This window comes from Chryseobacterium formosum (assembly GCF_026460885.1).
In the GTDB taxonomy this organism is placed as follows: Bacteria; Bacteroidota; Bacteroidia; order Flavobacteriales; family Weeksellaceae; genus Chryseobacterium; species Chryseobacterium formosus.
Genome location: NZ_JAOVZW010000001.1, coordinates 93733 through 115411, shown reverse-complemented (window position 1 = coordinate 115411; position 21679 = coordinate 93733). Strand labels below are relative to the sequence as shown.

Sequence of the window (21679 nt, the reverse complement as noted above, 5' to 3'; positions counted from 1 at the left end):
TATTTAAGAGAAAATGCTTAAAATAATAGACGGATATATCGTAAAAAAATACCTTGGAACTTTTAGTTTCATGTTGATATTGTTGTCTATTGTAGTCTTGGTAATCGATGTTCAGCAGAAAATTCCGCGTATTGAAAAAGCGACCGAAATTGATGCGAAACTTGATCTGAATTACTTTTTAATTCATTTTTATCCTTTCTGGATCATCAATTTGGTGGTGACCTTTTTAGCAATTCTTGTATTTATATCGGTAATTTATTTTACCTCAAGAATGGCAAATAATACTGAGATTGTTGCAATTATAAGTAGTGGTGCAAGTTTTCACAGGTTTGCAAGACCGTATTTGTTGACATCACTTTTTATAGCAATTATCTCTCTGTTTGTTAATCACATGATTTTGCCTTGGGCAAATGTCCAGAAAAACCAACTCGAAGCTTACACCTATAATGCTGTTGCGAAAGAAAAAGTTTTAGGAACAGCTCCGGTTTCTGCGCAACTAAGCAAGACTGAATATATTTTCATCAATTCCTGGAACAAAAGGGAGATGAGAGGTTATGGCTTTTTATACCAAAAATTTGATAAAAACCGTAAACTGATTTACGAGCTTAAAGCAACTGATGTTTTCTGGGATAAAGAGAAAAAGAATTTTGTACTTAACAGTTATTTAGAAAAAACAATCAATAAAGACGATTCAGAGAAACTAGGACAGGGTTTTGAGTTGAAAAAGAGTTACGGTCAAGATCCTGAAGAATTATTTCCAAACGAACTTTTAGGACAGAATAAAATAACTCCTGAATTGATAAAATTCATCGACCGTGAGAAAGAAAAAGGAAATAGCAACCTGAATTCTCACTTAAACGAGTTTCATCAGCGTACTTCAATGCCTGTTTCTATTATCATTCTTACATTTTTAGCCCTTTCGCTTTCGTCTCAGAAGAAAAGAGGAGGTTTAGGAATCAACTTGGCAATTGGTATTTCTTTGGCGTTCGTTTTTGTATTCTCTTTTGAGGCTTTAAAAGTGGTTTCTGAGAACAAAAGCATGTCTCCTGCTTTGGCGATGTGGTTTCCGAATATTATTTTCTTTCCGATTACTTTGTTTTTATATATAAAACGTGCAAATCAGTAAAGAAGTTTGATTTCTTTATGATAAAAAGATTTCAATCCGGATTCTTCCAATTCTATCCAAATATTACCGTTTTCATCAGCATTTTTTATAATGCCATTTTGTCGCTTTTTATCTAATTCGAAAACAGAAATTTCATCTTTTCTAAACAGATTTGAATTAAATTGGTTTAAAATTTCATTTTCACTTGGAATATTATTTAATTTTTCAACTAAAAATTCATGAAAACTTTCTGCAATTTTATTTAGATTAAATCTTTCTCCGGTTTGCGTTAAAAGTGAACCAGCATTAGAAATTTCATCGAATTTCTCCTGTAAAATATTGATTCCTGTTCCTATAATAAAATAATTTTCCTGATTGATTTTCTTCTTCTCAATCAATATACCGACAACTTTTTTATTTTGAACAATAATATCATTCGGCCATTTTATTTTTACTATCTTTTCAGTCAGATTGGCAAGAAAGTTTTGTACGGTGATTGCGGTATAATAATTGAACATAAAATCCGAGTGCTGAATGCATGAGGTTTTTACAGCCAATGTATATGCAAGATTCTGTTCAGCTGTTGATGTCCACGTATTTCCATATTGTCCCCGTCCTTTTGTTTGATTAAATGTAAAAAGACCAATAAAATTTGATTTTGGATAAAGTAAAACTTGAGATATTTCGTCATTAGTAGAAGAACACTCGTTGCGGTAAAACAGGTCACTCATTTAAGAAAACTTTAAGACTTTAAAAGCCTAAAAGTAAGGCTAAAGTAAAAGAAAAACAATAAATTTGCAGATTATAGTATATTTTAATGAATAAAACAGTAGAAAAGCAAGCGCTAATAGATAAAATTATTGAAGCTATCCAGGATGTAAAAGGAGAAGATGTTATGATTTTCGATCTTTCTAAAATTGAAAACTCGGTAGCAGAAACATTCATCATATGCAGCGGAAACTCAAATACTCAGGTTTCTGCATTGGCAGGAAGCGTTGAGAAAAAAGTAAGAAATGATCTTCAGGATAGACCTTGGCACGTAGAAGGTACAGAAAACTCATTGTGGGTTTTGGTAGATTACGTTACAGTGGTGGTACATATTTTCCAAAAAGAAACTCGTGAATATTACGATATCGAAGAGCTTTGGGGAGATGCAAAAATCACCAGAATAGAAAATGAAATATAAATTTTAAAAAATATAAATGAATAATAAAGGATTTAACTGGTTTTTCCCCATCATGATTATAGCACTTGTGCTATTTTTTGTAGCTAATTCTTTAGGCGACAACACTGCAAAATCAATTGATGAAGATACATTCTTCAAAGAAATGCAGGCTGGGAAAATTCAGAAAGTGCTGATTGATAAACAGAAACAAAATGCTGAGGTTTATTTAACAAAAGAAGCAAAAACAGCTACTGTAAAAACTCAGGAAAAAAGTTCAAACCCATTCTCTTCATTGGGAATGACTCCAAAAGCAGACTATACACTGAAATACGGTGATTTACAATTATTCTTAAAGAATTTTGAAACACTTAAAGCAGAAAACCCTGCCTTAAAAACAAGCAAAGATTATGCTGAAGGAGAGAGCCCGTTAATGAGCATTCTTATTCAGGCTTTAATCTGGATTACCATTCTTGGTCTTTTCTATTTTATTCTTTTCAGAAAAATGGGAAGCGGAGGCGGTCCTGGAGGACAGATTTTCTCAATCGGGAAGTCTAAAGCTAAGCTCTTCGACGAAAAAGAAAAAATTCAGGTAACATTTAAAGATGTTGCAGGTTTGGAAGGAGCAAAAGAAGAAGTACAGGAAGTTGTAGATTTCTTGAAAAATTCTGAAAAATATACAAAATTAGGAGGTAAAATTCCTAAAGGAGTTCTTTTAGTAGGACCTCCGGGAACTGGTAAAACCTTATTAGCAAAAGCTGTAGCAGGTGAAGCTAAAGTTCCGTTTTTCTCACTTTCAGGTTCAGATTTTGTTGAAATGTTTGTTGGTGTAGGAGCTTCAAGAGTAAGAGATTTGTTTGCACAGGCAAGAGCAAAATCTCCAGCAATTATTTTTATTGATGAGATTGACGCAATTGGTAGAGCAAGAGGTAAAAACAATTTCTCAGGCGGAAACGACGAAAGAGAAAACACCCTTAACCAACTTCTTACAGAAATGGATGGTTTTGGTACCGATGTGAACGTTATCGTAATGGCAGCGACCAACAGAGCTGATATTTTAGATAAAGCATTAATGAGAGCTGGTCGTTTTGACCGTTCGGTTTATGTAGATCTTCCGGAATTGCATGAGAGAAGAGAGATTTTTGATGTTCATTTAAAGAAAATCAAACTTGATGATACGGTAGACAGAGATTTCTTGGCAAAACAGACCCCTGGTTTCAGTGGAGCAGATATTGCAAATGTTTGTAACGAAGCAGCATTGATCGCAGCTAGAAACAGCCATGAATCTGTAAACAAACAAGATTTCCTTGATGCGGTAGACAGAATTATCGGTGGTCTTGAAAAGAAAAATATGGCAATTAAGCCATCTGAGAAAAGAAGAGTTGCTTTTCATGAAGCAGGTCACGCTACAATTTCCTGGTTGGTAGAGCACGCTTCACCACTTCTGAAAGTTACTATTGTTCCGAGAGGAAGATCTTTAGGAGCAGCGTGGTATCTTCCTGAAGAAAGACAGTTGACGACGACTGAACAAATGTTGGACGAGATGTGTGCAACTTTGGGAGGTAGAGCAGCAGAAGAGGTGATATTTAATAATATTTCTACAGGTGCACTTTCTGATCTTGAAACGGTGACGAAAAGAGCTCAGGCAATGGTAACAATTTACGGTTTGAGTCCGAATATTGGTAATATTTCTTACTACGACAGTTCAGGTCAATCTGAATATAGTTTTGGGAAACCTTATTCTGAGGCAACCGCTTCTAAAATCGATGCGGAAATCAAAGCGATTATTGAAAACCAATATGAAAGAGCAGTAAGAATTCTTAGTGAAAACAAAGATAAGCTAAATGCTTTAGCAAATAAATTGCTGGAGAAAGAAGTAATCTTCCGTGAAGATCTTGAAGATATTTTCGGTAAAAGAGCCTGGGATCCGGAATTGACAGAAAAACCTGTTACCAATACCATAATTCCTATTTTTGAAAAAGAAGAAGAGAAAGGAAATGATCAGGATCTTAAGGAAGGAGAAATTCAAGCTCCGGAAAGTCCTACACAAATCTAGATTTATATCTGTATTTTAAATATAAAACCCGACAAGTGCTAATTTGTCGGGTTTTTGTTATTTAAAACTATATTTTTAGATTAATTATAATTATATTTTCTATTTTTGTATTAAGTTGACTAAAAATATACTAAGTTGAGTTTATTTAAAAGAATTGTAAGCAAACTTACCAACCAGCCTGAAGATGATGAGAAGCAAAGTCTGGAGAAGCTTGGAGATTCGCTGAAAAATGCAGATCTCGATTATAAGTTTGCGCAATTATTTACGCATTCAGGAGGCTTTTTCAACTACTGTGCAGACGAAGCAGAGGCGCTGCAGACCTTAAATCAGATTTTAAAAATCGAGGGTATTAGTTCTGTGTTTTGTTGTGACAAAGATCTTGAGGGATTTTTAAATGTTGTTAAAGTCAATCACAGCGCTCAGTTAGAATCGCATAATGATGCAGCTTTTATCACTTGCGAATATCTTATTGCGTACGATGGCAGAATCATGCTTTCGCACAATAATATTCTGCATTATCATTCTTCTAGACTTCCGGGTAAAATTATCATTATGGCAAATGTTTCTCAGATTGTGAATAATCTGAACGATGCAATGGGTAAAATCAAACGTACCGGAAACATTAAAAACCTTACTTCAATCAGCGGAAACCACTCAAAGCTGGATCCTGCTACAAACAATAATACGAAGCTTTTCTTACTTTTAATAGAAGATTAGCCTCGCTTTCTAAATTTTAAATTTTGGACAAAAATCTTATTCAGAGAACAATTTCAGGGCTGGTTTATGTAGCCGTTATATTCCTTTGTGCGACACCTTTTGGTGCACAATTGCTAGACTCGGTTTCTCCGGGACTTGTTCAGCAGCAATATCTTTATTACGGTTTAATCACGTTGCTACTATTGGTCGGAACCTGGGAATGTATGAAGATTATGAAGTTTGGGAACGGTTATGAAAAATGGATTGTTTTTCCTTTAGTTATTTTCGTGTTTTATCTCTTTTCAAAAAGATATTTTCAGCATGGGTTTTATTTCGACTTCAGATTATGGGAAATATTGGCGCTTTCTCTTACAGTGATCGCCGTCGTTACTTTATTTAAATTCTCAAACGAATTATACATTGATAGTGGAAAGCTTATTTTCACAGTAATCTACGTGGCTTTACCGTTTTCATTTGCTTTAGGTTTGCCTAAATTTTCTTCTATCGACAATACCTTTTCACTGGAAGTCATATTCTTATTCATCCTGATTTGGAGCAGTGATACTTTTGCTTATTTGGTTGGAAAGTTCTTTGGGAAACATAAAATGGCACCTACAATTTCACCTAAAAAAACTTGGGAAGGTTATATTGGCGGAGTTGTTTTAACATTAGTGCTTTCTTATTTTGTAGAACAATACCAACCGCAGCTTCGTGGAAACTGGATGGTGGTAGGTTTTCTGATTGCTGCATTTGCACCTTTGGGAGATTTGGTTGAAAGCCAATTGAAACGAAATTTCGGAGTGAAAGACAGTGGAAACATTATTCCAGGGCACGGTGGAGTATTAGACAGGCTTGATAGTTTTTTAATTTGCGTTCCTGTTGTATATTTGTACTTTATTTTATCAAAATTTATTTAAACCTATAAAAGAGTTGTGAAGGTATGTTTCAACGCAACAAAAACATTTAATATCCTGTTATGAAATTACATAAAGAATCGAAAGGAACGATTACGGTCGCAACGATACTTTTTGCCCTGGTTGCAGCGGCGTCTATCTATTTCTTTGAAATGTGGTCTTTACTGATCATTATCCCGTTATTGGTAATTTACGGTTTGGTATTTTGGTTCTTTAGAGTTCCGAATCGTGATGTTTTAGATCATGTGGAAAATGTAATCGCTCCGGTAGACGGAAAGGTTGTCATGATAAAAGAAGTAGAAGAAGACGAATTTATCAAAGGAAAAGCCATTCAGGTTTCTATCTTTATGTCTCCTTTGAATGTTCACATTTGTAGATATCCGGTTTCTGGAAATGTAATTTATAAGAAATACCATCCTGGAAAATATTTGGTTGCGTGGCACGAAAAATCTTCTACTGAAAACGAAAGAACAACGGTTGCTGTAGAAAGTTTAACCAACCATAAAGTGGTTTTCAGACAGATTGCAGGATATGTAGCGAGAAGAATTGTTTTCTACTGTAATGAAGGTGATGCTGCGAAAGCAGGACATGAATTCGGTTTTATTAAATTTGGTTCAAGAATGGATATCTTCCTTCCTCTAGACACCGAAATCGTTTGTAAAATCGGAGATAAAACAAAAGGCGGAATCGATGTAATCGCCAAAATGAGAGATTAATATTTCATTAAAAATAATATCTGAGACTGTTTCAAAAGAAGCAGTCTTTTTTGTGTTTAATAATTTCTTTTTAAACTGATAATTGGTGATGCGCAAGAGTTGGTGAACTTCTGCGCAAGAGTTGAATAACTTTTGCTTATGTTTTATGTAAATGATGCATAGGTTTTATAATAATGGTTGTAAAAAGTATTTTATTTAATATTAAAAAGAGGATAGCAAGATGGTTTTTTAGCTGGATAGATTTAATTAAATTTATTGATATTTATGATTTGTTGTTATTTTGATACTCATTTAATACTTTATGTGTGATAATTGTGATTTTAATTTGTAGATTTGATGTGAAATCTAAAATCTAATTTTTTAAATGAAAAAAATTCTACTTCCTTTAATGGTCTTTACTGGACTATTTAAAATGTATGCTCAAACCAACATCAATGTATTTTCTCAAATCGTCTTTTATGACGGATACGCATCGAATGTTTCCAATCCTGTTCCTGCGAATACCATTAGACTTGCCAATTACAGATATGCTAAGAAACTGACTGATGCAGAGCTGAATTCTTTCCAAAATAAAATTACAATGAATGTTTCTATCGGTGCACTTTGTGACAATTACGATAGAATTGGTGGAGTACACCTTGCTTTAGTTCCGAAAAACCAACCGACTTATACATTAAGTGATACAGGAGTGAAAAGAATTGAAATCGGAAGGTATATTACACCATTCATGAATAAGAACATTTCTCCGACTTCTGTTCCTTATAGTTATGAAGTAGATAATTTGTATTCTGTTTTCAGTAATACGGCTTTAAGAAATACCTACGATATGTATGTAGAGCTTGATGTTTTCGGAGTTCCTTATGCTGCAAATACGCAAGTCGCAGGTTGCTCGGGAAGAAATGATGTATTTGCCGGAACGCTTGATTTTGTTACCTCAAATGATCCTGCAATTACAACTTCTTACAATAATTTGCTTCCATTATTAGATTCAAATGAACTGAATAATTATAACAATACAGATTCACCTGGGCAAACTGTAAGACTGGTGAATTTTAATTTAAACCAAAGTACAGGTAATGCTAAATTTTTCATTATTTCTACACCACACGGCGCCAATTCTGGAGGTGAAGAATATGTAAGAAGACAGAATTTTGTTTCTTTAGATAATAATCAGGTTTTAACTTTTACTCCGGGAGGTAAATCTTGTGAACCTTACAGAATGTACAACACACAAGGGAACGGAATATATGGACCCAGTCCGCAAAATTCTATTTGGTGGATGGGTTGGAACAACTGGTGTCCGGGAGATTCGGTGCCTATCCGAAGCTTTACTGCACTTACCCTTTCGGGTGGAAGTCATACTTTGAAATATGAGGTTCCTGCTGCTGTTTTCAACGGGCAAGATGGAAGAATAGTGCTTTCTATTTATATGCAGAGTAACAATCAGTTGTTGTCTGTGAAAGATGTTTCTACAGTAGATGTTTCAGTATATCCAAATCCTACAGCGGATTTTGTGAATATTAAATCAGATAAAAAAGTAAGAAATGTAATTATTTATTCGCTTGACGGAAGAAGATTGAATGAAACGAAAGATTCAAAAATTGATTTCTCTGCTTATCCATCAGGAAATTATTTGCTGGATATTACACTTGAAGGCGGAACTCAGTTTAAGCACAAGATTATTAAAAAGTAATTTCAACATTCATTATAACAGAAAAGAGAAGCCAATTGGTTTCTCTTTTTTATTTGATGTACTGTTTTACCTCGGTTATCAGGCTTAAAATTAATTCAACAGGCAAATCCTCATTTTCATCAATTAAAAGGATTTTGAACTTCTTTCTGCCTTCACTGATGAGTAAAGGATGATCTAATCGGTCACCGTGATAAAAACTAATGTAGTGTTTCTTATGTTTTTTGCTGTAATAAAGGTAACACAGCATTTTCTTTTTAAACTTAAAAAATGGAAGTCCAAAGCTTAAAGTTTCTGTAATGTTTTCGGTATCAGATTCTAAGATTTTCTTTCTTAAAAACAAAAGAGTACTTCTTTCAGGCTCATCGATTCTGTAGAAGTACTCTTGTATGGGATTCATTTTAAATTAGATTTAAAATATTTTTAGTCAAAGTTCTGAAGCTCTACCAACTTGTGATATGTGCCTCTTTTTGCCATTAAATCTTGGTGGCTTCCTTGTTCTACAATGTCGCCTTTCTCCATTACCACAATCCAGTCTGCTTTTTGAATGGTTGAAAGTCTGTGTGCAATCACTAAAGAAGTACGGTTTTCCATCATTTTTTCAAGGGCGTCTTGTACAAATTTCTCAGATTCTGTATCCAAAGCAGAAGTTGCTTCATCCAAAATCATAATCGGTGGGTTTTTCAGAACTGCTCTTGCAATGGAAACTCTCTGTTTTTGTCCGCCTGAAAGTTTTCCTCCGTCATCTCCAATGTTGGTGTCGTAACCATTCGGAAGCTGTGAAATAAATAAATCTGCGTTGGCAATTTTTGCTGCTGCAATTACTTCATCTCTTGTTGCTTCTGGTTTACCCATCAAAATATTGTTGTAAACGGTGTCGTTAAACAATACAGATTCCTGAGTAACCATTCCTAAAAGTTTTCTGTATTCACTGATTTTTAAATGTTTAATGTCAGTATCGTCAATTAAAATCTGACCTTCAGAAACATCGTAAAATCTTGCTAATAAATTGGCGATTGTCGTCTTTCCGCTTCCACTTTGTCCGACTAAGGCAACCGTTTTGCCTTTTGGAATGGTAAGGCTGAAGTTTTTTAGAATTAAATTAGATTTATCGTAATAAAAACCAATGTCTTTAAATTCAATATGATTCTCTAAAGTAGAAATTGAAACAGGTTCTGCAACTTCCTCAATTTTCACATCAGCATCAAGAATTTCTAAAACTCTGTGTAGAGAAGCTTCTCCTTTCTGAACATTAGAGATAGAAGATGACAAACTTTTTACCGGAGGTAAAATCTGGAAGAACATTCCTAAAAATACAAGAAAATCTTCAGGAGCAATACTTTGGTCTACAATAATTTGTTTTCCACCATACCAAGCGATGATTAAAAAGGTAACAGATCCTAAAAATTCGCTTATTGGCGAAGCAAGTTCTTTTTTTCTGCCTAATCGGATAGAACTGTTGATCCATTTTTGCATGGAACCCATAAAGCGGTTGTCCATTATTTTCTCAGCGCTGAAAATCTTGATAACTTTAGATGATTTCAAGGTTTCATCAACAATAGAGAAGATCGTTCCCATTTCGTTTTGAGCTTCGTGAGAATCTTTTTTAAGACTTTTCCCGATTAAAGCAATCATTGTTCCCATTACCGGTAAAACCAAAAGAGAGAAAAGCGTTAATTCAGAACTCAACCAGAAAAGACTGATTAGCGTACTGATTAACATAAACGGAGCGTTGATTAAATCTACCAAACTCCCAAGTATATTTCCTTCTACTTCGCCTACGTCATTTGACATACGAGACATCATATCTCCTTTTCGGCTTTCTGTAAAAAAAGAAACAGGCAAGGCCAAAACTTTACGATACATGGCACCACGAAGGTCTTTAGTAACTCCTACACGATAGTTGATCAATAAATAAGAACCTAAATATCTAAAAAGGTTTCTCAATAAAAACATGAATGCAGTAATTACGCAAAGCCAGGCCAAAACATTCAAAGTACCATAATCATCAACCAAAGTCTGAATATAGTAATTGGAATATTTCTTCAAATAAGAAAATAAATCTACAAGATCTCCGGAATATACTGGAGCAGATACGAACTGTTCACGTTTAATGGTGCCAAAAAGCATTCCCAAAACCGGCAAAATTGTTCCTAATGAGGCAATTTGAAATAGTGAATACATTAAATTGAAGAATAAACTTCCATAGATGTATTTCTGGTGTGGTCTTGCGAATTTTAGTATTTTTTTATATTCGTTCATTCAATAAAATTGGATAGCAAAATTAATTAAAATATAATGATAAGACGTTCTTAATTGAATTTTACTTTATCATTATACTTAGGATTAAAGTTTTTTGGGCTTAATTTCTCCAAAGTCTTCGCAAAATTATTGATAATCTGCGTCATATTTTCAGAATTTACAATGCTCATGTCATCGTTTGCCTGATGATAATGCTTGATTTTACTCATGTCTGCAGTAGAAATAGAATGAGCAATGATTTTCTTTTTCACAAAACTCACATTATCTGATCTGTAAAACAACTGCTGTTTTGCATAAGGATCAGGATGAATTTTTAAACTGTTAACTGCATTTTGGTTAAACAGCTCATCAAGATCGGAAAACTCGTCACCTGTAATAAAGACTGTATTTTTCCCAAATTCTGATTCTGTAGCAACCATTTCAAAATTGAATAAAGCAGATAGATTATTGTAGATGTGATCTAATTTTTTATCCTCAGAAATAGCAATCGAACCCAACATTCCTTTTTCTTCGCCATTAAATGCCATAAAAACCATTGAGAATTCAGGTTTTTTATTTTTAAAATAATCGGCAATTCCTACCAGAGTTGTAATTCCGCTTGCGTCGTCATCTGCTCCGTTATAAATATTGTCTCCCGGTTTATCATTACTACCAATATGGTCAAAGTGTCCTGAAAACCCTAATATTTTCTCTGATTTTCCTTTTTTAATTCCACAAACATTATAAGCTGTTTTTCCTTGATAATCAAATGGAACTAAGTAAGACTTTCCTGTACAGTATTCCAGATTGTTTTCCTTGAAAAGTTTTGCGATATATTCTGCGGCCTTGTCATTTTCTGGAGTGCCAATTTCTCTGCCTTTCATTTCGTCTGAAGCTAAAGTTGAGATAACAGTTTTTACTCTCTCTTCAGAAACGTCCTGTGCAAAAGCATAAGTTGCGAAAAATGATAGGGAAAGATAGATTAGTTTTTTCATAATTTAGGATGTATTATTTCTTTGATTTAATATTAATTGAATAGTCGCAGATTTAAATGAAATGTTGCAGATGTCTAAATAAATTAATAATTTTTTGTAAATTTTGTATTTCGGAAATAAGTGAAAAGCCCTTGTCTATCTTATTTTCATAACATTAATTAATTTTCTCAGTCTTGCTTTGCGTTTAATTATCGCAATGCTAAAAAAAGTCTTTTTGAAAGAAAAATTATTTTTAAGATAAACAAAGGCACTTCGTTTAAATAAGTAACACAAGGAAAATAATTGTGACTGATTTATTTTTAATCATCTGTGTAAATCTGTGAGATCTGCGGGAAATAAAAAAACAGCTCCCAAAAAGGAAGCCGTTCTCACTCAAAAAATCGTTGTAAGGTTATCGAAGTCTGTCTACAGATTTTACGAGCCTCTCATCTTTTTTGATAAATACGTTTGCCAAAAACAAACAGATTACCGCAATTAATGGGAAAACTGGCTCAATACCCTTCTCAGGAAAATCTATTCCTCCGGATAATTTTTGTACCCAATACACCAATACACCAATCAACAAAGCGTTTATAATAATGCTGATATTATTCAGCAAGATTTGTCTTTTTCTGTTTTTAAAACTAAACAAACTTAATGCTCCTATTATAACTAAAACGATAGAAGCAACATCAATAATCGGGAAAGTTCCGAAAACATCGACGTCATGTCCGGTAATAAATAGGAAAGCTGCTGCTAAAACCGACAGCAAAATCCATATTGTTTGTATTCTCTGTAACATAGAATTTCAAATTCAGAAGCAAAAATAACATAAATTTTGCACAATTCAAAAATAAGTGTAGATTTGCAACATACAATGTACTTGAAAACAAAAGTCACCCGACTTACTTTTCTTACTCACAACTAATTACATTTTCACATAAATATGTTTAACATAGAAACGTTAAGGTCAAAATCCGTAACGGAATTGGCTAAAATCCTAAAAGATTTGGGCGTTAAGGTTGCAAGAACCAGCAATGATAATGATAAAATTTTCGCTATTTTAGATTTTCAGGCTTCCAACCCTAAAGTTACAAAAGATTATTTCAATACCACAGAAGCTCCAACCGCAAGTGCGGAAGAAAAACCAGCTGAGAAAGTGGTAAAGCCAGCTCCAAAGAAAGCAGCTCCAAAGAAGACAACTGCAAAACCTAAAGTTGAAACTGAAGTAAAAGAAACTCAACCTGCACCAGAGCCGGAAGTTGCCAAAACAGAAGAAACTCCTGTGGAAGAAGTAAAAGCTGAAGCTCCAAAAAGCGAGACTGAAGAAAAACCTGCTCCTTCAGAAAACAGACAAAAAAGAAAAAGAGTTTCGCCTCCTGCAAAAAGCAGCGAGATTGAAGCACAAGGAACAATAGAACTTCCTATAAATACAGATTCTCAATCTAGTGCACCTGCACAAGCAAAGGAAGAAAGACCTAGAAGACCTCAAAGTCAGGCTCAAAATCCAAATCAAAAAGGTCAAAACCATCCACAACAAAACGGTGGAAATTCTCAAAATCAAAATAGAAATCAGAACAATAACCAAAATCAGAACAATAACCAAAATCAGAATTCTAATCAAAATAATCCTAATCAAAACCAAAATCCTAATCAGAATAGACAGCAACAGCAGCATTCTGAAAGACAAGAGGAGCAGCAAGAGCAGAGAAAAGAGTTCAGCTTCGACGGAATGGTTAGTATTGAAGGGGTTTTAGAGATTCTTCCTGATAATTATGGATTTTTACGTTCGTCAGATTTCTCTTATATTTCTTCGCCAGATGATGTGTACGTTTCAACAGCACAAATCAGAAATTTTGGTTTAAAAACCGGTGATACTGTAAGAGGAATTGTAAGACTTCCAAAAGAAGGTGAAAAATATTTTTCTTTATTAAAACCAACTGAGGTTAACGGTAGAGATTTAGCTTACATTAAAGACCGTGTTGCTTTTGAATATTTGACGCCATTATTCCCTGAAGAGAAATTTAATCTTTCCGGAGATAATTCTACAATAGCAACAAGAATCGTTGATCTTTTTGCACCAATCGGAAAAGGACAAAGAGCAATGATCGTTGCACAGCCGAAAACAGGTAAAACAATGTTGCTGAAAGATATTGCAAATTCAATTGCAGCTAATCATCCTGAAGTTTATATGATGGTTCTTTTGATCGACGAACGTCCGGAAGAAGTTACCGACATGGAAAGAAGCGTGAATGCAGAAGTAATTGCTTCAACTTTTGACGAAGCTGCAGATAAACACGTAAAAGTGGCAAATCTTGTTTTGGCAAAAGCTCAGAGAATGGTAGAATGTGGTCATGATGTTGTGATTCTTTTAGATTCAATTACCAGATTGGCAAGAGCTTACAATACAGTAACTCCTGCTTCAGGAAAAGTACTTTCTGGTGGTGTTGATGCAAATGCGCTTCACAAACCGAAAAGATTCTTCGGAGCTGCGAGAAAAATTGAAAATGGTGGTTCTTTAACAATCGTTGCAACGGCTTTAATTGATACGGGTTCTAAAATGGATGAAGTTATTTTTGAAGAATTTAAAGGTACCGGAAACATGGAGCTTCAGTTAGACAGAAAAATTGCCAACAGAAGAATTTATCCTGCCATCGATTTGGTTTCTTCAAGTACGAGAAGAGATGATTTATTGTTAGATGAAGTTACCTCACAAAGAATGTGGATTTTCAGAAAATATCTTTCGGAAATGAATCCTATTGAGGCAATGGAATTTGTTAACAAAAACATCAGAGGAACTTTGAACAATGAAGAGTTCTTGATGTCGATGAATAAATAAAAGTTTTTACTTTAAATATAAAAAAAGCAGTCAGATTTGACTGCTTTTTGCTTTGTTAATGGCGAATAAACCATTCGTTGTGTGTTTTAATGAGGCTGATTGTACCGAATATACATTCTTTATTCTCCATTTTTTTACATTTAGTAAAAAAGACCATCGCTTTTTCATTCGACTTATCGAATATAACTCGCTCTAATTTTATTTTACCTAAAAAGTTTTCAGGATTATTTATTGTTTTTACTCTGGTGTAATTTTCAGGAAATCTGAGCATGGAACTATCCATCACGGTTTTTGGCAATTTTTCCTTACTTGGAATGATGCTGTCGAATTTCATTTCATACATAAATTTTCCACTTTTACTGTCGGCTTCGGAAAGGGTATCTTCAAGGGCAAATTCATATCCTCTCCTCATTGAAATGACTTCATTAATTTTTTTTGCATCTTCCTGACTTATTCGGGTAACATCAATATTGTATTCTCGCGCAATCTCATTAAGTTCTTCGGTATTGGTAGAAGTTGTTCCGTAAGGTTGTAAAATATGACCAATGGCTTTATTGATTACTAAATATTCCTCAGAAGAGATTTTTTCTCCTGAATTACAGCTCGTTAAAATTGAAATAATTAACAAAAAATATATTTTCCTCATAAAAACAAAAATAAATAAAAATCTACCGTTAAAAAGGTATTCGTTATTGTCAATGTTAAAGATTTATTAAAATAATCTGCAATTTTTGATATTGGCTTAAATATTGGCTAACTTTGAGTCATAACATTAAAAATAAACTTATGTCATTTGAATTACCAAAATTAGTATATGCTTACGAAGCTTTAGAGCCAACAATTGATGCAAAAACAATGGAAATCCACCATTCAAAACATCACCAAGCATATGTTGATAACTTAAATAAAGCAATTGAAGGAACTGATCTTGAAGGACAGTCCATCGAAGATGTTTGTAAAAACGGTTCTGAAAAACCAGCGGTAAGAAATAACGGTGGAGGTCACTTTAATCACTCTCTTTTCTGGGAAATTTTAACTCCGGGAGGAAGCAAAGAACCTGTAGGAAGCGTAAAAGCTGCTATCGAAAATTATGGTGGTCTTGAAAAATTCAAAAATGATTTTTCTGATGCTGCTAAAACAAGATTTGGTTCAGGATGGGCTTGGTTAGTGAAAAATGAAGACGGATCTGTATCTGTAACTTCTACTCCAAACCAAGATAATCCATTAATGCCGGTTGCTGATGTAAAAGGAACTCCGGTTTTAGGATTAGATGTTTGGGAGCACGCTTACTATTTAAACTACCAAAACAGAAGACCTGATTATGTATCTGCATTCTTCGATGTTGTTAACTGGGATAAAGTTGAGGAATTATTCAACAAATAATCTTTAGCTTACTGTAAATAAAAAAAGGTTCAGAAATTTCTGAACCTTTTTTTATCACTTGAATTATTTTATTTTACAATCACCTTTTTTATTACTTGTTTGTTTTTAGTATTTATTTTTAAAATATAAGAAGCTTTTGGAAGACCTTGTACATTTACTTGAGTTGAGCTAGCTTTCAGAATACTTTTTCCTGAGATGTCAAATAATTCCCACGAAATAACCTCTTCATTTTCAGAATTTATATTAATGAATGTAGATGCAGGATTTGGATAAATATCAATTTGTCTTTCTAAAGTCTTTCTTTCTTCTTTGTCTAATTCTAAAACCATTCCTCTTTGATTTTTATTTTGTGTAAGTCCTGATTTGGCTTCTTTTTTTCGGCAAGGTGCAATAAAAGCGTAGTATTGAGCTCCGTATTGGATGTCAGTTCCTGGTAAAAGATTAACACTTTCTCCTGCCTGCATTGTAATATTATGTCTAGAACCTAAAATATATTTCTCTTTAGTTGTTATTTTAGTTCCAATTTCATAATTAAAATTTAAGTTGGGCTCTGAGGTTAATGTTAAATCATCAATACAAGGATAATACACAAAAGGTTCAAGTTGAGGAATTAACTGAGGAAGACCATATTGTGCAATTCCATTACCTAAATTCAGAGAGTTCATTGTTACGCTCATATTTGGGCTATAAACATTAGGATTATTTATAATACCTAAAAATCCATTGGTAATTTTATTTACATAAATATTACCATGTTTATTGCGCTGAAGAGTTGTAAAGCCAAAAGGAGATTGCCAATTTTCTGGTGGACCATTAAAAATTTGCATAGAAATAACATTACTAGTAGTAGAATTTTGTAAATCAATTGCAAATATTGATGTATGTGCCAAAAACAAAACCGAACCATTGCTATTAAACTCCGGTTGATAACTTCGAATTGCATTTACATTAAGGGAATAATCATTGGTTATAGATCCAGAATTAGAATCGAAAGAAACAACTCTATTAATACTTTGCGGAGAACTTACACCCGCATTATCTTGCCAATGTGATACGCATAAATAATTTGAAAAATTTTGACTGTTTAGTTTTGGAGATGCTTTAATACTGAAGAGTTGTGTTGCACCTAATGTAACTGGAAAATTTAGATTACTGATGATGGGATTACCATTAGAAAACCCGGTATTATCAAGTCTATAACTGTAGAGATTATTTCCGTTAGGAATAAGAATCCAATATGCGTTGGTCCCACCAACAATTGTGATTGCTTCTGATTCAAAAGTATTTCCAATATTGTCAGTCACAGGTATATTTTTGAAATTTGGTAAGACGTCTCCTAGTGGTACCCCATTTGCTAATGGACCCAGTGACATGTCAACAATTGAATATACAATTTTATTATATGCGTTAATATTACCATTGTTGGAGGTAGCAATAAAAACGTAATATTGATTTGCATTTGCAGGGTTTTTCACAATTGCAAGTTGTTGCGCGGAAGGATGTCCTAAAAGACCTGTTCCATTAAGCATTGGCTGATGTTGTCGATTCCAAATGGTTTGCGAATTACAGTAAAACAGTAAGTTGCCGCTTGCATCACTTGCTGTTCCACATGCTTCATATGACTCCATTTGACTATTGTTTAAAGCGATAGGAGTCGTAATATTTGAAAAATTTAAAGCAGCTTTTTTTCCAAAATACCAATTGTCATTCTCTCCTTGAGCATGAAAGAAACTTGTTCCCAAGCTTATGAGGAGTAGCAGAAGATATATCTTTGTTTTCATAGATTATCTATTTTTTTGATTGTTAGAATTCATTTGTTTTTTAAGCAATTCTATTTCTTCTTTTTGAATTTTTAGTTGCTTACTTTGCTCAATCGTATAAAGAGTCAATTCTTCAATCTTCTGTAAAAGCTTAATCTGAAACTCTCCTACATTCACTCCTTCTTTTTCCATTTGTTTAGCAGAAGCGATTTCAGGCAAATGTTTTTTCTCTTTAATGTGTTTTTCAACATCTTCTAATTTTGGAAGGTCATAATCTTCCGCAAAAACAAAATCAGCAGTTGGAGTAAGGGTTACTTTTATTTCTTTGGCTTCTAGTTTTGCATTAACTCTCATATTATCTTCAAATGAAGATTTTCCATTTACCTCTAATTTATATTGAGGTTTTGATGTTCCTATTCCAACATTGCCATTTTCGATAGAAGCGAAGTTTGAGGTCTGTGCATTGATATCAAATGTGCCAAAATATGAACCTTTTGGTAAGTTGTACATTGGATCATTTATCGATACAGTACTTAGGTTTTGACCTGCTTGATCTTGATGCGAACCTGTATCAGAAATAAGTGTAGCATTTACATAATAATATTTTAACCCTCCTCTTAAATAAACAACGATATCATTGTTGGCCTGTGCACAAACTACTCTTCCTAAAAAAGATATTATGGCTGTTCCATTTCCAGATTCTGTACCATAGGTGAAATTGTTTACACTTAAACTGTTTCCATTTGACCCCCAACCATTTCCAATTCCTGTAATAGCGACAACACCATGGGCGCTCCACATAATATCTTCATGTATATTTGGACGAGAAATAAAAAATGTTCTATTTCCTCCATCTGGAGTTGTAGGTCTAAATACAACAGGAACATATTGATCAGGATTTCCTGAAGCTGTAAAAAACTGAGAGAAAACATTTTGAATGATCAGTAAAAATAGTAAACTGGATAGTTTTTTCATAGTAGTAAATTTTAGTTTTTATTAATTTTAGATTCTAGTTCTTTTATTCTTTTATTTTGTTCAATTGTATAAAGAGTAAGCTCTTCAATTTTTTGCAAAAGCTTAATTTGAAATTCTCCAACATTTACTCCTTCTTTTTCCATTTGTTTAGCCGAAGCGATTTCAGGTAGATGTTTTTTATCTTTAATATGTTTTTCAACAACTTCTAATTTTGGAAGATTATAATCTTCCGCAAAAACAAAATCGGCAGTTGGAGTCAGGGTTACTTTTATTTCTTTTGCTTCAAATTTTCCTTGCAGAGAAGCGTTGTCTCCTTTTACTAAGAAAGTGTTTCCTATTTTTGTGCCTCCAGTGAAATCATTATCAAAATTTAGAGATAAAATATTTCCAAAATCATGTACTAAAGCCCTTCCAGAACCATTATTTCCTCTTGCTGGAGATTTTAAAACTAAGTCAGCGCCGCCAGGATAAGCGAATGTGTTGCCATTTGATTCAACATTAAAATCACCTTTTACATCTAGTTTGTGTTGCGGTGTAATGGTTCCTATTCCTACAAAGCCAGATCCATCTATTCTTAATCTCTCGTTAATACCTGTAAAAAAGCTTAATCCGTAATAGCCAGATAATCCAAGGCCAGGTCCCAAAGCACCATTTCCTATCGGGTATATTCCTAGATAAGACATTCCATAGTTTGCAATTCCGTTTGCTTGATCATATACATTAAATCCGATGTTTAATGGTGATCCTCCTGTAGAACTTATATCTCCCATAACTTGTAATTTTGATGATGGATTTGAAGTGCCAATTCCAACGTTTCCAGTACCAGGATTTGAACTAATTGGAGCGCCGTTTGGAGAATACAGTTGTGCAGATAATACAGTTGAGGTAATAATTGCCAATAATAAAATTTGTTTTTTCATAGTTAATAATTGAATATTTAATTAGAATGCCAAGTTTTTGTTTTGAAATTTCACTCTTTATATCAAGAGTAATTGAATAATAGGTGATTTATTCCTGAAGAGGTCCTTTATTTAAGCAATATAAATTCGGCTTTCATTATAAAAATTAAAGCTTTAAATCAAAAAAAATTATATAATTTCTAATTAATAAAAATTACATTTGATCTTTTTGTACGTATTAGTCCTCAGGTAATTGAACTATTTTGAAATTGTATAGAAATAGGTAATAGCAGAATTGCTAAAAAAAGTAATTGGTTTTTCATGGATATTTTGTTATTAGTTTTATTGAATCTGATTCAATGTTTGGTGAATAACAAAACTAATCAAAATTTTGATAGAAAGAAATAAATATTTGTGAATTTTATCTAAATATATCGCTCGCTCCGAGTCCACTCATTTTTAATTTATATTGCCAGTTTACATAAACGAAAACCTGATATAACTTATACTCAAATTTGATTCCGTAATTTTCTCTTGGGTCATAATCGATGGATGACTCTACAATGTTGCGGTATCTTCCCAATGTAAAATAAGAATTCCATTCTGTAACCAACATTGTATTTCTGCTTTTTAAATAAGATTCAGAATATTGACTGATTGGTCGTGCAACAGCATTCATAAAATAATCAAACTGCGTATCAATTACTGTTAATTCCCATTCGCCGTCATCATTTTTCTCAGGTTTCATTACAGTGTCTTCTTTTTCTTTTTTAGGAGCATTCTGTGCAAATGAATTAGTAGGAATAATTATTAGAAATAATATGATGATTAAATTTTTCATAATGAATGATTTATACAAAAAAAGCACTCCAAATAGAGTGCCTTTGTTTTATTTTTTGATGTATTCTTTCTGAACAACCGAAACAGCAGGGAAGTGATCGCTGTAACCTCCGGTAAATCTGTCGCCGTCCCAAGAACGAAGTGGGTAACCTTTCCATTGTCCTTCTTTATTGACTAAATAAGAAGGAGCGTAAATTTCTGCCTTGAAAATAGTGTAAGTAGGCGTTAGTTTTTCCGGTGAATAAAAATTCTTAGAAACAATAATCTGATCAAATAAATTCGGAGCGTCTCTATAAGCCAAAGAAGCAACTCCGTTTTTATATAATTTGTACATTAAATTATAGTAAGGCGATTTGTCTGATAACTCACTAGGGTCACCAACTGCCCCCAAATGTTTTTTCAAACTCGGGCTTACCGGATCGTCATTGTAATCTCCCATTGAAATTAATTTAATTCCAGGATAATCAACTGATAATTTATCCATTTCTGCTTTCAAAACAGCTGCAGCAGCATTCCTTCTTGGTTGAGAAGCTGCTTCACCACCACTTCTTGAAGGCCAGTGATTCATAAATACTGCAATTTTTTCACCATCCAAAAGACCGATTGCTACCAAAACATCTCTTGTGTATTGTCTTTTTCCGTCTTCGTTGTATACTTTAATTTCTTTTGTGTAAGAATTCTGTACAAGGAATCTGTTTTTTTGATATATAATAGCAATGTCGATTCCTCTTGCATCGTAAGAATTATAATGAACAATTCCGTAGTTACTTTTTGCTAAAGCCGGTTGCTTAATCAGGTCTTCAATAACCTGTCTGTTTTCTACTTCGATAAGACCACAAATTGTAGGATTGTCATTAGTATATTGTCTTCCCAATTCAGAAATCACCTTTGCTTCGTTTGCTAATTTCTGATTGTAATATTTTGTTCCCCATCTTTTAGGACTGTTTACAGTAAAGTCAGTCGCTAAAATCTGGTGACGAATTACTTTTTTTCCTACTAAAAGTTCGTTAACCCATTCTCCTTTATAATCTTCTGTCGTTTCTAGAAACTTTAAAGAATCAATAGGTACACTTCTGTGGAATTTAGGATTGGAAAAAGGTAAAGTTCCATCAATATAATCTGCAGAAGCAATGGTATCCCAAAGGTTTTCTACATTCAGAAAAGCTATTGTTGCTCTTTTAACTTGTTTTTGCTGAGAAAAGCTAAAAGTAAAGCATAAAACTGCAAAAATGAATACGAATTTTTTCATGTTATTATATAATTCAAAATTTTGAGGGGGTAAAATTACAAATTTTAAAATCATTTAAAGATTAAATTAATCTTAAGAAATGCATTTTGATTTCAATCATAAATGAGGCGTTTTATTGAGAGAATTAATGATTGTTAAGAATAATTAATAGAATAAAATGCTAAAAATGTTTTAGTTAAT

20 protein-coding genes are annotated in these 21679 nt (G+C 33.3%); 9 read left to right on the top strand and 11 right to left on the bottom strand.

What is annotated here, in order from left to right; all coding sequences use genetic code 11:
* The first annotated feature begins 13 nt into the window (after positions 1-13).
* On the top strand, positions 14-1126 hold the full coding sequence (locus OF897_RS00525) for an LptF/LptG family permease (RefSeq protein WP_267263738.1): 1113 nt from the start codon (positions 14-16) through the stop codon (positions 1124-1126).
* Here the strand turns inward: OF897_RS00525 and OF897_RS00520 are convergent.
* Entirely contained in the window at positions 1120-1836 is a 717-nt protein-coding gene (locus OF897_RS00520) for a biotin--[acetyl-CoA-carboxylase] ligase (RefSeq protein ID WP_267263737.1), read from the bottom strand. The two genes, OF897_RS00525 and OF897_RS00520, sit on opposite strands and share 7 nt — an antisense overlap.
* Positions 1837-1922: 86 nt before the next feature.
* On the opposite strand from OF897_RS00520, the gene rsfS reads away from it, so the two are divergent.
* The 6 genes from rsfS to OF897_RS00490 all read left to right on the top strand — a co-directional run bounded on the left by rsfS (position 1923) and on the right by OF897_RS00490 (position 8342).
* Positions 1923-2291 (top strand): ribosome silencing factor, encoded by a 369-nt coding sequence (gene rsfS, locus OF897_RS00515; protein ID WP_267263736.1) that lies wholly within the window; start codon positions 1923-1925, stop codon positions 2289-2291.
* A 16-nt stretch (positions 2292-2307) separates the two neighbouring features.
* Entirely contained in the window at positions 2308-4323 is a 2016-nt protein-coding gene (gene ftsH, locus OF897_RS00510; RefSeq protein ID WP_267263735.1) for an ATP-dependent zinc metalloprotease FtsH, read from the top strand.
* 135 nt (positions 4324-4458) lie between these two features.
* The gene (locus tag OF897_RS00505) at positions 4459-5040 is read left to right on the top strand and encodes an LUD domain-containing protein (RefSeq protein WP_267263734.1); all 582 of its coding nucleotides are present in this window, start codon (positions 4459-4461) and stop codon (positions 5038-5040) included.
* A 23-nt stretch (positions 5041-5063) separates the two neighbouring features.
* The gene (locus tag OF897_RS00500) at positions 5064-5936 is read left to right on the top strand and encodes a phosphatidate cytidylyltransferase (RefSeq protein WP_267263733.1); all 873 of its coding nucleotides are present in this window, start codon (positions 5064-5066) and stop codon (positions 5934-5936) included.
* A 59-nt stretch (positions 5937-5995) separates the two neighbouring features.
* Positions 5996-6649, top strand: coding sequence for a phosphatidylserine decarboxylase family protein (locus OF897_RS00495; protein ID WP_267263732.1), 654 nt, complete (start codon positions 5996-5998; stop codon positions 6647-6649).
* 364 nt (positions 6650-7013) lie between these two features.
* Complete coding sequence (locus OF897_RS00490) at positions 7014-8342, top strand: peptide-N-glycosidase F-related protein (RefSeq protein WP_267263731.1); 1329 nt, start codon at positions 7014-7016, stop codon at positions 8340-8342.
* Positions 8343-8391: 49 nt separating this feature from the next.
* On the opposite strand, the gene OF897_RS00485 is transcribed toward OF897_RS00490, so the two are convergent.
* The 4 genes from OF897_RS00485 to OF897_RS00470 all read right to left on the bottom strand — a co-directional run bounded on the left by OF897_RS00485 (position 8392) and on the right by OF897_RS00470 (position 12356).
* Entirely contained in the window at positions 8392-8739 is a 348-nt protein-coding gene (locus tag OF897_RS00485) for a DUF1801 domain-containing protein (RefSeq protein ID WP_267263730.1), read from the bottom strand.
* Positions 8740-8762: 23 nt separating this feature from the next.
* On the bottom strand, positions 8763-10601 hold the full coding sequence (locus OF897_RS00480) for an ABC transporter ATP-binding protein (protein WP_267263729.1): 1839 nt from the start codon (positions 10599-10601) through the stop codon (positions 8763-8765).
* Positions 10602-10651: 50 nt separating this feature from the next.
* Positions 10652-11575, bottom strand: a complete 924-nt coding sequence (locus OF897_RS00475; RefSeq protein ID WP_267263728.1) for a M28 family peptidase — start codon at positions 11573-11575, stop codon at positions 10652-10654.
* Between the two features lie 391 nt (positions 11576-11966).
* Positions 11967-12356, bottom strand: a complete 390-nt coding sequence (locus tag OF897_RS00470; RefSeq protein ID WP_267263727.1) for a DUF4293 family protein — start codon at positions 12354-12356, stop codon at positions 11967-11969.
* A 144-nt stretch (positions 12357-12500) separates the two neighbouring features.
* Here OF897_RS00470 and rho point away from each other — a divergent pair, with 144 nt between their 5' ends.
* Positions 12501-14393 (top strand): transcription termination factor Rho, encoded by a 1893-nt coding sequence (gene rho / locus OF897_RS00465; protein WP_267263726.1) that lies wholly within the window; start codon positions 12501-12503, stop codon positions 14391-14393.
* A gap of 55 nt (positions 14394-14448) precedes the next feature.
* Here rho and OF897_RS00460 read toward each other — a convergent pair whose 3' ends face one another.
* Positions 14449-15021, bottom strand: a complete 573-nt coding sequence (locus tag OF897_RS00460) for a hypothetical protein (protein WP_267263725.1) — start codon at positions 15019-15021, stop codon at positions 14449-14451.
* Between the two features lie 158 nt (positions 15022-15179).
* Here OF897_RS00460 and OF897_RS00455 point away from each other — a divergent pair, with 158 nt between their 5' ends.
* Positions 15180-15776, top strand: a complete 597-nt coding sequence (locus OF897_RS00455) for a superoxide dismutase (protein WP_267263724.1) — start codon at positions 15180-15182, stop codon at positions 15774-15776.
* A 68-nt stretch (positions 15777-15844) separates the two neighbouring features.
* On the opposite strand, the gene OF897_RS00450 is transcribed toward OF897_RS00455, so the two are convergent.
* From OF897_RS00450 to OF897_RS00430, 5 genes are all read right to left on the bottom strand, one after another.
* On the bottom strand, positions 15845-17557 hold the full coding sequence (locus OF897_RS00450) for a T9SS type A sorting domain-containing protein (protein ID WP_267263723.1): 1713 nt from the start codon (positions 17555-17557) through the stop codon (positions 15845-15847).
* Between the two features lie 3 nt (positions 17558-17560).
* Complete coding sequence (locus OF897_RS00445) at positions 17561-18511, bottom strand: hypothetical protein (RefSeq protein ID WP_267263722.1); 951 nt, start codon at positions 18509-18511, stop codon at positions 17561-17563.
* An 11-nt stretch (positions 18512-18522) separates the two neighbouring features.
* A complete protein-coding gene (locus OF897_RS00440) occupies positions 18523-19431 on the bottom strand; it encodes a hypothetical protein (protein WP_267263721.1) in 909 nt (302 codons plus the stop codon).
* Positions 19432-19831: 400 nt separating this feature from the next.
* Entirely contained in the window at positions 19832-20251 is a 420-nt protein-coding gene (locus OF897_RS00435; RefSeq protein ID WP_267263720.1) for a DUF6146 family protein, read from the bottom strand.
* Between the two features lie 48 nt (positions 20252-20299).
* Positions 20300-21499, bottom strand: a complete 1200-nt coding sequence (locus OF897_RS00430; RefSeq protein WP_267263719.1) for an endonuclease/exonuclease/phosphatase family protein — start codon at positions 21497-21499, stop codon at positions 20300-20302.
* Positions 21500-21679: the final 180 nt, after the last annotated feature.

Bases quoted from the DNA above. Each gene is read 5' to 3' on its own strand.
- OF897_RS00525 (WP_267263738.1), top strand. From the start codon at position 14: ATGCTTAAAATAATAGACGGATATATCGTAAAAAAATACCTTGGAACT.
- OF897_RS00520 (WP_267263737.1), bottom strand. From the start codon at position 1,836: ATGAGTGACCTGTTTTACCGCAACGAGTGTTCTTCTACTAATGACGAA.
- rsfS (WP_267263736.1), top strand. From the start codon at position 1,923: ATGAATAAAACAGTAGAAAAGCAAGCGCTAATAGATAAAATTATTGAA.
- ftsH (WP_267263735.1), top strand. From the start codon at position 2,308: ATGAATAATAAAGGATTTAACTGGTTTTTCCCCATCATGATTATAGCA.
- OF897_RS00495 (WP_267263732.1), top strand. From the start codon at position 5,996: ATGAAATTACATAAAGAATCGAAAGGAACGATTACGGTCGCAACGATA.
- OF897_RS00490 (WP_267263731.1), top strand. From the start codon at position 7,014: ATGAAAAAAATTCTACTTCCTTTAATGGTCTTTACTGGACTATTTAAA.
- OF897_RS00485 (WP_267263730.1), bottom strand. From the start codon at position 8,739: ATGAATCCCATACAAGAGTACTTCTACAGAATCGATGAGCCTGAAAGA.
- OF897_RS00480 (WP_267263729.1), bottom strand. From the start codon at position 10,601: ATGAACGAATATAAAAAAATACTAAAATTCGCAAGACCACACCAGAAA.
- OF897_RS00475 (WP_267263728.1), bottom strand. From the start codon at position 11,575: ATGAAAAAACTAATCTATCTTTCCCTATCATTTTTCGCAACTTATGCT.
- OF897_RS00470 (WP_267263727.1), bottom strand. From the start codon at position 12,356: ATGTTACAGAGAATACAAACAATATGGATTTTGCTGTCGGTTTTAGCA.
- rho (WP_267263726.1), top strand. From the start codon at position 12,501: ATGTTTAACATAGAAACGTTAAGGTCAAAATCCGTAACGGAATTGGCT.
- OF897_RS00455 (WP_267263724.1), top strand. From the start codon at position 15,180: ATGTCATTTGAATTACCAAAATTAGTATATGCTTACGAAGCTTTAGAG.
- OF897_RS00450 (WP_267263723.1), bottom strand. From the start codon at position 17,557: ATGAAAACAAAGATATATCTTCTGCTACTCCTCATAAGCTTGGGAACA.
- OF897_RS00445 (WP_267263722.1), bottom strand. From the start codon at position 18,511: ATGAAAAAACTATCCAGTTTACTATTTTTACTGATCATTCAAAATGTT.
- OF897_RS00440 (WP_267263721.1), bottom strand. From the start codon at position 19,431: ATGAAAAAACAAATTTTATTATTGGCAATTATTACCTCAACTGTATTA.
- OF897_RS00435 (WP_267263720.1), bottom strand. From the start codon at position 20,251: ATGAAAAATTTAATCATCATATTATTTCTAATAATTATTCCTACTAAT.
- OF897_RS00430 (WP_267263719.1), bottom strand. From the start codon at position 21,499: ATGAAAAAATTCGTATTCATTTTTGCAGTTTTATGCTTTACTTTTAGC.